11 protein-coding genes are annotated in these 10,897 nt (G+C 35.7%); 6 read left to right on the top strand and 5 right to left on the bottom strand.

What is annotated here, in order from left to right; all coding sequences use genetic code 11:
- The first annotated feature begins 41 nt into the window (after window positions 1-41).
- The gene (gene pepF, locus RTL21_RS09085; protein ID WP_312095584.1) at window positions 42-1,865 is read left to right on the top strand and encodes an oligoendopeptidase F; all 1,824 of its coding nucleotides are present in this window, start codon (window positions 42-44) and stop codon (window positions 1,863-1,865) included.
- 405 nt (window positions 1,866-2,270) lie between these two features.
- On the opposite strand, the gene RTL21_RS09080 is transcribed toward pepF, so the two are convergent.
- The 4 genes from RTL21_RS09080 to RTL21_RS09065 all read right to left on the bottom strand — a co-directional run bounded on the left by RTL21_RS09080 (window position 2,271) and on the right by RTL21_RS09065 (window position 5,040).
- Window positions 2,271-3,143 carry a ClpXP adapter SpxH family protein gene (locus tag RTL21_RS09080; protein WP_312095477.1) on the bottom strand — a complete coding sequence of 291 codons (873 nt, stop codon included), beginning with the start codon at window positions 3,141-3,143 and terminating at the stop codon, window positions 2,271-2,273.
- Window positions 3,143-3,550, bottom strand: coding sequence for a globin domain-containing protein (locus RTL21_RS09075; protein WP_312095475.1), 408 nt, complete (start codon window positions 3,548-3,550; stop codon window positions 3,143-3,145). The genes RTL21_RS09080 and RTL21_RS09075 overlap by 1 nt, the downstream gene beginning before the upstream one ends.
- Before the next feature lie 105 nt (window positions 3,551-3,655).
- Window positions 3,656-4,282 (bottom strand): lytic transglycosylase domain-containing protein, encoded by a 627-nt coding sequence (locus tag RTL21_RS09070; RefSeq protein ID WP_312095473.1) that lies wholly within the window; start codon window positions 4,280-4,282, stop codon window positions 3,656-3,658.
- Between the two features lie 170 nt (window positions 4,283-4,452).
- Window positions 4,453-5,040 (bottom strand): CYTH domain-containing protein, encoded by a 588-nt coding sequence (locus RTL21_RS09065; protein ID WP_312095471.1) that lies wholly within the window; start codon window positions 5,038-5,040, stop codon window positions 4,453-4,455.
- 504 nt (window positions 5,041-5,544) lie between these two features.
- On the opposite strand from RTL21_RS09065, the gene RTL21_RS09060 reads away from it, so the two are divergent.
- From RTL21_RS09060 to RTL21_RS09045, 4 genes are all read left to right on the top strand, one after another.
- Window positions 5,545-5,913, top strand: a complete 369-nt coding sequence (locus RTL21_RS09060; RefSeq protein ID WP_312095470.1) for a UPF0738 family protein — start codon at window positions 5,545-5,547, stop codon at window positions 5,911-5,913.
- Between the two features lie 188 nt (window positions 5,914-6,101).
- Window positions 6,102-6,734: a GTP diphosphokinase gene (gene yjbM / locus RTL21_RS09055; protein ID WP_312095468.1), complete on the top strand. Its 633-nt coding sequence runs from the start codon at window positions 6,102-6,104 to the stop codon at window positions 6,732-6,734.
- A gap of 77 nt (window positions 6,735-6,811) precedes the next feature.
- Window positions 6,812-7,606, top strand: a complete 795-nt coding sequence (locus RTL21_RS09050; protein ID WP_312095466.1) for an NAD kinase — start codon at window positions 6,812-6,814, stop codon at window positions 7,604-7,606.
- 22 nt (window positions 7,607-7,628) lie between these two features.
- Complete coding sequence (locus RTL21_RS09045; RefSeq protein WP_312095464.1) at window positions 7,629-8,525, top strand: RluA family pseudouridine synthase; 897 nt, start codon at window positions 7,629-7,631, stop codon at window positions 8,523-8,525.
- Window positions 8,526-8,566: 41 nt separating this feature from the next.
- On the opposite strand, the gene prpE is transcribed toward RTL21_RS09045, so the two are convergent.
- Window positions 8,567-9,331 (bottom strand): bis(5'-nucleosyl)-tetraphosphatase PrpE, encoded by a 765-nt coding sequence (gene prpE / locus RTL21_RS09040; protein ID WP_312095462.1) that lies wholly within the window; start codon window positions 9,329-9,331, stop codon window positions 8,567-8,569.
- A gap of 180 nt (window positions 9,332-9,511) precedes the next feature.
- Between prpE and mgtE the strand changes: the two genes are divergently transcribed.
- Window positions 9,512-10,882 (top strand): magnesium transporter, encoded by a 1,371-nt coding sequence (gene mgtE, locus RTL21_RS09035; RefSeq protein ID WP_312095460.1) that lies wholly within the window; start codon window positions 9,512-9,514, stop codon window positions 10,880-10,882.
- The last annotated feature ends 15 nt before the right edge of the window (window positions 10,883-10,897 follow it).

The following is a 10,897-nucleotide window of genomic DNA, read 5'->3' as shown; positions in this document are numbered from 1 at the left end:
AGGTTTATTTTCGAATCACGAAAGAAGAGTGGAGGATGAATATGACAACAGAAACAGGTGTAAAGAAATTACCATTGCGCAATGAGGTTCCAGTAGAGGATACATGGAGATTAGAGGATATATTTGCGACAGACAAAGAATGGGATAAAGAATTTGAAGAGGTAAAGAATTTATCCCAAAAGGCAACGGATTATCAAGGCAAGCTTGCTGTTAGTGCAGATATTCTTTATGAGGCATTACAATATCAAGATGAGCTCCTGTCAAGACTTGGAAAATTATATACATATGCTCATATGCGCTACGACCAAGATACAACAAATAGTTACTATCAAGGAGTAGACGGACGAATTAAAAGCTTATATGCACAGGCTGCAAGTGCGCTTGCATACATGGTTCCAGAATTATTATCGATTGATGAAAAAGTAATCAATACCTTTTTAGAAGAAAAGGGAGAGTTAAAGCTGTATAAAAAGGCGTTAGAAGAAATTAACTTACAGCGCCCTCATGTTTTAAGTGCAGAACAGGAAGCATTATTAGCACAAGCATCAGAAGTATTGGATTCTTCTAGCAATACATTTGGAATGCTTAATAACGCTGATTTAGAGTTCCCAAGCATTAAGGATGAGAATGGAGAAGAAGTGGAGGTTACACATGGACGCTATTCCCGCTTTTTAGAAAGTGCAGATCAGCGTGTGCGACATGATGCTTTTAAGGCTGTCTATGACACTTATGGAAAATTTAAAAATACTTTTGCTTCTACTCTAAGTGGGGAAGTAAAAAATCATACATTTAATGCAAAGATAAGAAACTATAATTCTCCAAGACATGCTGCACTTGCTGCAAATAATATTCCAGAACAAGTGTATGAAAACTTAGTAGAAACGATAAATAAAAATTTACCATTGTTACATCGCTATGTGAAGCTTCGCAAAAAAGTCCTTGGTGTAGAAGAGCTGCATATGTACGATCTTTATACACCACTAGTAAAAGATGTGAAAATGGAAATACCATATGAAGAAGCAAAAGATTTAGTGGTGGAAGGATTAGCTCCTCTAGGGGAAGAATATGCCTCTATCTTAAAAGAAGGTTTTGAAAACCGCTGGGTGGATGTTCAGGAGAATAAAGGGAAAAGAAGTGGCGCTTATTCTTCTGGAGCCTATGGAACAAATCCTTATATTTTAATGAACTGGCAGGACAATGTAAATAATTTATTTACATTAGCCCATGAATTTGGCCATTCTGTGCATAGCTACTATACAAGAAAATCACAACCATATCCATATGGAAACTATTCGATTTTTGTTGCTGAAGTTGCCTCCACTTGTAATGAATCATTGTTAAATGATTACTTGCTTAAAACGATTACGGACAAACAAAAACGTTTATACTTGCTAAATTATTTCTTGGAAGGCTTCAGAGGAACCGTATTCCGTCAAACCATGTTTGCTGAATTTGAACAATTAATTCATGAAAAGGCAAGTAACAATGAGCCACTAACAGCTGAATTATTAACTAAGGAATACTATGCCTTAAATCAAAAGTATTTCGGTGAAGAAGATATCGTAATTGATGAGGAAATTGGGTTAGAATGGTCAAGAATTCCACATTTCTATTACAATTTCTATGTATACCAATACGCGACTGGCTATAGTGCTGCAACTGCTTTGAGTAAGCAAATCTTGGAAGAAGGAAAGCCTGCTGTGGAACGGTATATCGATTTCTTAAAGGCTGGAAGCTCTGATTATCCAATTGAAGTACTTAAAAAGGCTGGAGTGGATATGACAAGTAAAACACCGATTGAGGAAGCTTGTAAGGTGTTTGAAGAGAAATTAAATGAAATGGAAAGCTTATTGAATGAACTATAAGAATGAGTGACCATTACCTGGGGAAAAGAGCTAAATCTTTTCCCCGGTTTTCATTTGTTCTTATATATATTCAGGTTACTTGTCTATTTAAACAGTAACTATTAATAAAATCGTTTTAATTTTGACGTTTTTGTGAACAAAGACCTGAGTATATTGCGATAGCGGATTAACCTGTGTTACTATTTAGTTGTGAAGTTAATCACATACAAACTTATACCCCTTTGTTTGACCGTGAAAAATTTCTCCCATCCCCTTTGTTCGTAAAAAAATAGAAAAGGCCTTGCCTTGAGACAGCAAGTCCTTTTTTATTTTTTTGCGTATTTACTTTTCTAAGTTCCTTCATACAGTATAAAATAAAAAAATAGACATGGCATCTTAAAATAGATATGCCATATCCCTCATTTACTAACCGATATATTTCCAAAATACCCCGTATTTAGCTGGTATTTGTTCTACTAGTTGTTGTAATTGCAATTTCTTCATTTCTTTTTCAATTTCTTGTATCGATTTATTATAAACAACAGATAATTCCTTTGACGCAACAAGCTTGAAACATTCTAAAAAGCTTTCAAGCGGGGGGGGAGCTGCCTTTTCTGGTTGAATCTGTAGCATTTCCTCAATAATTTGTACATATACCTCATAAGGATAGTAACCAGTAACTTTAATTCCTTCCTCTTCAATATTTTCATTAAAGAAGACTAATGTTGGAATTTCATTTACTTCCATTTCTCTTGTGATTTTTAGATCACATTGAAATGCCTTTGCTGCACTGTTTGAATGAATGTCGGAAACAAATTCTATTACATCTATGCCCACACTTTTTGCACATGATTTGAGTACATCAAATGTGGCAATATTTTTTTTCTCTAAAAACAAAAGCTCCTGTAATTTTCGTAAAAATTTCATGCCTGATTTCCGACCTTGCAATTCAGCCGCTTTAAGAGCAATGGAAGGTAAATGTGGAGAAACTATAGGATTATCAAACCATAAGGATCCATCACATGACATACCTGAACGACTAGCAGTTTTCTCCCAAAATTCAGCAATATTAGCATGCTTGCTTTTCTTACTACAATTTAAAGCAGATAATCTACCGCTTAATACATGCTTAAGGGAGAAATATCGACCATACTCAATCTGCAATTTTTTCATAATAGGCTCAAGCGCCCAGCATTCGGGACAGAGTGGATCGATAAACATATAGATTTCGAGTGGTTTGCTTTCTTGGCAATTATCATCAGCTGTTTTCGGCTTGGATATAGAAAAGTCTTTTTCCATCACGTGTTATCACCTTTTTTAGTTTCGATTTCCTCCGAATTAATCATATGTTTTGCTGTAAGCACGAGTCTTGAAAAAATCCCTTCTCGTAGTTCGCTATCTAAATCCACTTCTTCCATAGCTTGGTCCATGCAAGCTAACCATGCTAATGCGCGCTTTTCGGTTATTGGAAAAGGCAAATGTCTCGCTCTTAGCATTGGATGGCCATGTTCATTAGAATAAAGTGCTGGCCCACCTAAAAATTGCGTAAGAAATTGTTTTTGTTTACGAGCTGTTTCTGTTAAATCTTCTGGGAAGATAGGAGCTAGGTCAGGATGTTGACCAACATGATTGTAGAATGTATCTACAAGTTTATTTAATGTGGCTTCACCGATTCGTTCATAAGGTGTCGACATTTTCTCGACCATATTTAAAACTCCTTTATCGTTCTTTTATAGCATTACTTAAGTATATTGTAACAATCGACATTTCATTGTACAAATAAATAGCTTGTAAATAGATCGAGATAGAAATTATGCCATATAATGTTGCGTCACTTTGTTTACGTAATTCTGCGTTTCTTTGAAAGGAGGAATCCCACCGTACTTATCTACATTGCCAGGTCCTGCATTATATGCAGCTAAAGCAAGTTCGACATTCCCATCATATTTTTCTAACATTTGCTTTAAATACTTACTTCCACCCATAATATTATCCAATGGATTAAATACATTTTCTACACCTAATGACTTTGCAGTACTTGGCATTAGTTGCATTAATCCAGATGCACCAGCGTAGCTTGTAGCATTTGGGTTGAAATTAGATTCAACTTTTATGACAGAGCTTATTAGCTTTTCAGGTAGATTATATTTTTCAGCAGCTGTTTTAATCATTTCATCAAAATCTGAAGTGGATGTCGATGAAGAAGAAAGCTTCGTTAAACTCATGGGCAAAAGGGAAACATTATTCGTTAGTCCTAATGATAGGGAAGAAGTTCCCAGTGTATTGGTTTCAATGGAATTTGTTAAAGATTCTTCTGAAGTTAACATATTGCTAAGAAAGTCTTGGAAAAGGGTGGATGCACTACTTGTTGTGTTTATGGAATTTAAACCTTGTAAAGCTTGGAGTTCAAGCATTACTTTAAATTGATCAATTTTCATTACTTTCCTCCATCGTTAAAGTCAGAACTTTTGTATGCACACTTTTGCACGAACAAAAATGAAGCAATAAAGTGAGAAAGATACTTTATTGCTACATAGAGCGGTGTAAAAAATAATTGGCTATTTAATCGTATGGTATGGCTCTATTAAAAAATGGATTGAGCCAAAATTTATTTTTGCTTATATTTTTCTTCATAAAATCTGCGTACTTTGTTTTTCGTTTTTCTAATGGGAATTTTTAAGGAAGTTAATAATTTTGCGAAATATATTTCTCCTTCTTCCCGATTGCTTACTTCATATTCTAACTCATAATCTTCCTTTTTTAAATAAAAACTATGATCTAAAACTAGTAAACCATTTCCAATTTGTTTTTCTGCCCTAATTGTGCGCAAGCTTCCAAAATATAAAATCGAAGCAGGATCGATATTCATATTTATTAAAAGGCTAGAAATTTGCTCGTCGTTAATTTTCCCAGTTGCAAAAATAGTCTCACTTTCTTCTTTTGACAGTGCTTTATTTGTTTCAAGAAGACCATCAGGATGTGGCTGTTTTAATGTTAGTTCATAATCTTCCTTCTTCTTGCGAATTCTTAAAGCAGAATGATTAGCTTTTAAAGCAAAATCACCTGTATCAAAATAATGATTTTCTTGCTCAAATAATTCGCCCTCTTGAATATGGAAATGAGTAAGGAGTAAATCGTATTCTTCTTTCGTTAACATATTTTTAAATTCAATTTCAATGTTTTGATTTGAACACATAAATAATTCCTTTCTAAACTGTTCTTGTCTATTATTATAAAGTGTGTTTGAAAAACAAGCTATTTTCTCGTTTATTTTGTTCTTATTTTGTTTTTTCCTCTTCGTCTCTTTTCATACACCACAAATCAAGCGCCTACGCTTTTCTATTGTCTAGCTGTGGCGACTAGCGGTTAGCAAACTTCAGGATACCTCCCTACGATAAGTCAACATCGGCTCACTAATGTTCACCGTGTTTCCTTTATCTTAGGAAAGGTCGCTCCATCCCCCACGCCCCTAAACGGGTACCCTGCGCTTTTCTATTTGTCTAGCTCCAGGTACCCAGGGGCAGATGGGCTTCGCGCCCGTTCCCTACGATAAGTCAACATCGGTTCACTAACGTTCACCGTGTTTCCTTTATCTCAGGAAAGGTCACTCCACCCCCCACGCCCCTAAACGGGTACCCTACGCTTTTCTATGATATTTCTTTTGGTTGTGGTAAAATAATGCATAGTTGGAGGGTGAATGATGAAACAAAAATGGACGATTAAAGAGACAGCTATAAGGGAAAATAAATTGATTTTTCAACTGCAGGGAGATACGAATTTAGAAAATACAAAAGCATGTGGTCAAATGCTTGTTGATTCTGATTCTCTTGCGTTTATATATTTACTTGAAAAAGAAAATGAATATGTTTATCTAGAAATTCCAGAGATGGTATGGAAGGAATGTAAAGTGGCATTAGAATCAAACCATACATTCCTTATTAAGGATGCAAATGGGGAATTATTGCTTGAGAACTTTAAAGATGAATTGGAATATTTGATTGAAAATATTCGAGGAAATGGAAATTATGGAGAGGAAATGGAAAATGCGGTTTCATCCGTTTTTCTATAATGATTTGTTAGATTGCTTTATAAGCAGGGAATATAAAGCATGCACTGCTCAAAGACGTTGGAGAATGGTTTAAAGCGTTGAAATGGGTGCTAGCCTTCCTGCTTAGATAAGAAGGAATTATTAATAAATCTTCTATAAAAGAAATGCCTCGTCTCAAAAAGAAACCTTGGAAATGAGGTGTTATACCTATGAAACAATGGGATAAATTTTTGGCTCCCTATAAACAGGCAGTCGACGAATTAAAGGTTAAATTAAAAGGAATGCGACGTCAATTTGATCAAGAAGAGGAACATTCCCCAATTGAATTTGTAACAGGGCGAGTAAAGCCAATTGCAAGTATATTGGATAAGGCAAATGAAAAGGGGATTCCTTTAGACAAATTAGAGACGGAAATGCAGGATATTGCAGGACTCCGTATGATGTGTCCATTTGTTGACGATATTATAAGAGTAGTTGAACTATTAAGACAAAGAAATGACTTTGAAATTGTCGAAGAAAGAGATTATATATTACATAGTAAAGATAGCGGCTATCGTTCCTACCATGTGGTTATTGTCTATCCTGTGCAAACCATAAATGGGGAACAGAAACTCCTAGTTGAAATTCAAATTCGCACTCTAGCGATGAACTTTTGGGCGACTATTGAACATTCACTGAATTATAAGTATAAAGGCCAATTTCCCGAAGATATTAAAATGAGGTTGCAGGGAGCTGCAGAAGCGGCCTTTCGACTAGATAAAGAAATGTCCTTAATCCGTGGAGAAATTCAAGAAGCACAAGCGTTCTTTAATCGCAAAAAAGAAAATGACAAGAATAGTTAGTGTTTTTTTCTGTGTGAATAAAATAGAAATATAATTATATTCTGCATTTCTAAACTGAGTGGAGGAGCTACTAAATAATGAAATTTGCCGTTACCTCAAAGGGTGATTCGAAATCAGAAAACTTAGTACAAATAATAAAACAATACTTACTTGATTTTGAACTTCAATATGATGAAGAAGAACCAGATATTGTTATTTCTGTAGGAGGAGATGGGACACTTCTATACGCCTTTCATCGCTACAGCAATCGTTTAGACAAAACCGCATTTGTTGGGATGCATACGGGTCATTTAGGATTTTATGCAGATTGGACACCAGCTGAATTGGAAAAACTAGTGATTGCCATAGCAAAAACGCCGTATAACATCATTGAGTATCCAATTTTGGAAGTGATTGTACGTTATCAGAACGAAGAAAAGGAAACAAGATACTTAGCATTAAATGAATCAACGGTGAAAAGTATCGAAGGAACTTTTGTAATGGATGTGGAAATGAGCGGCAAGCATTTCGAGCGTTTTAGAGGGGATGGTCTTTGTGTATCTACACCTTCCGGAAGTACAGCTTACAACAAGGCTTTGGGCGGAGCAATCTTACATCCTTCTATTGAAGCGATACAGCTAGCGGAAATGGCCTCCATTAATAATCGAGTTTTCCGAACGGTTGGATCACCCTTAATTTTACCGAAACATCATACATGTGTACTAAAGCCGGTAAATGAACCTGATTTTCAAATTTCTATTGATCATTTGAATTTATTACATAAAAAAGTACATTCGATTCAATATCGAGTTGCAGAAGAGAAAGTACGGTTTGCAAGGTTTCGTCCGTTCCCATTCTGGAAACGAGTACATGATTCTTTCATTTCTGAATAAGAAATAGACAGGAGCGGATAGCTTGAGCTTTACGTTAGAGTGGGTTATGCAGCATGCAATAGGCATTACCATTAAAGAATTTTTGAAAACACAAAGTATCTCAAAAGCTGCCTTAACAGATATAAAGTTTAAGGGTGGGAAGATTCTTGTAAACGGAAAAGAAGAAAATGTCCGCTATTCTTTAAAAAATGGCGATCGATTAGTGGTACTTTTTCCACCCGAATTGCCTAGTGTCGGATTAATTCCAGAAAGGCTCCCTTTAGACATTATCTTTGAGGATGAATATATTTTGATTGTGCAAAAGGAATATGGGATGAATACGATCCCTTCTAGAGAGCATCCTACTGGCAGTTTGGCCAATGCTTTAGTCAGTTACTATCAGGAACATGGGATTAAAGCTACGACCCATATTGTGACAAGATTAGATCGAGATACATCGGGATTGGTTCTTATTGCAAAGCATCGTCATATTCACCATTTATTAAGTGAACAGCAAAAAGCAGGCGATGTAAAAAGAAAGTATATTGCTTTTGCAGAAGGTGAAATCTCGCCCTTAAGTGATACGATTAATGACCCAATCGGAAGATGTTCAGACAGTATTATTAAAAGAGAAGTGAGAGAAGATGGCCAAACAGCTATTACCCATTATCGAGTAGTAGCACAGCATGTTCCTTTCTCTAAATTAGAATTATCGCTTGAGACAGGCAGAACACATCAAATACGAGTTCATCTTGCCTATAAAGGACATCCGCTTTTGGGCGATGACTTATATGGAGGGAAAAGAAACGAAATGGATCGGCAAGCATTACATTGTTTTTTTCTCAAGTTCACACATCCTGTTACGAAACAAACGATGACATTTGCAATTGATCTTCCTGAAGATATGAAAAAGCTTGAACAAGAAATGAAAAAGAGTTAAGGATCAGCTGAAAGATCTTTAACTCTTTTTCTCATTTAAGCTCACCTTCTATTGTTCCCGACCGTTTCCTCATCAAATGTGCGGAATTTCTCTGCAATAAAGGGCATGCTGGATGGTACGGATTCGATTGTCAGCTCTGGATATTGAAGTGCAGTTAATTTTCCTCCAAAGACAGCTCCTGTATCAATATTAAAGGTGCGATGAATTTCTCTTACATTTCTTACAGGCGTATGGCCATAAACAATGATTGATTTCCCTTTATAATATTTAGCCCAATCTCTTCTTACCGGTGAACCATCATCATGCACCTCTCCTGTGATATCTCCATAAAGCACAAAAGTTTTTACTTTATTATGATACTGGCCAATATAATCTTCTCGAATACCTGCATGGGCGATTACGAGCTTTTTGTCATCAAGGCTGTGATATAAAGGTGCATTTTCATATAACTCTTTAAACATCCTTTTAATTCTTTGTTGTTCCTTTTTATTCAACTGTTCCCATTCGGCAACAGTCGTTTCCAATCCATGGGCAATTTTTACATTCCTGCCTAAGAAGAAACGATAAAGCTTGTCGCAATGGTTTCCTGGTACGTAATAGGCTAAATTGTTTTTAACTAATAAATAGACAATCTCTATTACAGCTATGGAAGCAGGACCACGATCGGTTAAATCTCCTACAAACGCTAGCTTTCGTCCTTCCGGATGCTGTGGGTAATTCTGCTCCCATGTATATCCTAATTTCTCTGTTAAAAGCTTGAACTCCTCATAGCATCCATGAATATCTCCAATAATATCAACCTTCATAAAATCCCCCCTTCTTTCTCTTTTTTACTATACCCAATAGCCTGCACAACCATTTTTGTTAATTGTTTCTGCTTTTGGGGAAAGATATGGAATGAAGAGTGTGTATAATAAAAGACAAATCATCTATCTTTTGTTACTATAAAAACCATATTTATTTTTCTAGGAGAGGAGGAGGAAAGCGTGTCAGAGAAAATATTAACGAATGAAGTACAGCATAAGGTAATTCTCCATTCTTTACAAAATGAAAACTTACAGGAGTTTCGAAAAAATTTCCTTGATTTACATCCTTATGATCAAGCTTCATTTTTTAAGGAAATGGAGATAGAAGAAAGAACGCAAATTTTTGAATACTTAGCTCCAAGTGAAATCGCCGAAATGTTTGCAAACTTAGAAATGGATGATTGGGAATATCAAGCAATATTTACTAAGCTTATCCCTGATTATGTAGCAGAAACTTTGGCAAATATGCCTGTTGATGATGCTGTCGATATTTTAAATGTATTGGAAAAAGAGCAAGTAGAAAGTTATTTGGCAATCATGGAACAACCAACGGCAGCGAGCATTAAAACACTTATGCATTATGAGGAGTCAACTGCTGGAAGTATCATGACAGTTGACTATATTAGTTTATCTGCAGAACAAACAGTTAAAACTGCAATGGATATTTTGAAAAGAGAGGCTCCTACTGCAGAGACTATTTACTATATCTATGTTGTTAATGAACGAAAACAATTAGTTGGTGTCGTATCTTTACGAAGCTTAATTGTTAGTGAAAATCAAACCCTTATAAAAGAAATTATGAACGATCGAATCTATTCTGTCTCTGTAAGTGAGGATCAGGAAGAGGTCGCAAAAAAAATGCAAGACTATGACTTTTTGGCGCTTCCTGTTGTTGATTTTCAAAAAAGACTGCTTGGTATTATAACAATTGATGATATTGTGGATGTTATGCAAGAAGAAGCTTCTGAGGATTATTCGAAATTTGCGGCTGTATCGAACATGGATTTTGTTGATCAGCACCCATTTTCTGCTGCAAAAAAGAGACTTCCATGGCTCATTATTTTATTATTTCTTGGAATGTTTACAGCAAGTCTTATTGGTCGGTTTGAAAAAACGTTAGATCAAGTGGCGATCCTTGCTGTCTTTATTCCGCTAATTGCCGGAATGGCTGGAAATACTGGAACTCAAGCATTAGCAGTAGCTGTTCGTGGAATTGCGACAGGGGACATTGGGAAAGAAAGTAGCTGGAAATTAATTGTAAGAGAAGCAGGTACGGGCTTAATTACTGGAACAATCTGTGGAATACTAGTTACGATTGTTGTGTATGTATGGAAGGGTGATTTATTTCTCGGTATTCTAGTTGGAGTCTCGATTCTTGGAACGCTAATTGTAGCAACGATAGCTGGTGCAATCATTCCACTTATTATGCACAGGTTTAATATTGACCCAGCTGTAGCTTCTGGTCCATTTATTACAACAATTAATGATATTATAAGCATTTTAATTTATTTTGGGATGGCAACAATGTTTATGAGTTATTTAACGAATTAGAGAAAAAAGAGGAGG

The sequence above is a fragment of the Niallia sp. genome, assembly GCF_031978665.1.
In the GTDB taxonomy this organism is placed as follows: Bacteria; Bacillota; Bacilli; order Bacillales; family Cytobacillaceae; genus Niallia.
This window is presented reverse-complemented; position numbering and strand designations above follow the sequence as displayed.

Excerpts from the sequence above, each read along its gene's own strand:
- RTL21_RS09065 (WP_312095471.1), bottom strand. The coding sequence starts at position 5,040 with ATGTGTTCAAATCAAAACATTGAAATTGAATTTAAAAATATGTTAACG.
- pepF (WP_312095584.1), top strand. The coding sequence starts at position 42 with ATGACAACAGAAACAGGTGTAAAGAAATTACCATTGCGCAATGAGGTT.
- RTL21_RS09070 (WP_312095473.1), bottom strand. The coding sequence starts at position 4,282 with ATGAAAATTGATCAATTTAAAGTAATGCTTGAACTCCAAGCTTTACAA.
- RTL21_RS09050 (WP_312095466.1), top strand. The coding sequence starts at position 6,812 with ATGAAATTTGCCGTTACCTCAAAGGGTGATTCGAAATCAGAAAACTTA.
- RTL21_RS09075 (WP_312095475.1), bottom strand. The coding sequence starts at position 3,550 with ATGGTCGAGAAAATGTCGACACCTTATGAACGAATCGGTGAAGCCACA.
- prpE (WP_312095462.1), bottom strand. The coding sequence starts at position 9,331 with ATGAAGGTTGATATTATTGGAGATATTCATGGATGCTATGAGGAGTTC.
- RTL21_RS09060 (WP_312095470.1), top strand. The coding sequence starts at position 5,545 with ATGAAACAAAAATGGACGATTAAAGAGACAGCTATAAGGGAAAATAAA.
- RTL21_RS09080 (WP_312095477.1), bottom strand. The coding sequence starts at position 3,143 with ATGGAAAAAGACTTTTCTATATCCAAGCCGAAAACAGCTGATGATAAT.
- yjbM (WP_312095468.1), top strand. The coding sequence starts at position 6,102 with ATGAAACAATGGGATAAATTTTTGGCTCCCTATAAACAGGCAGTCGAC.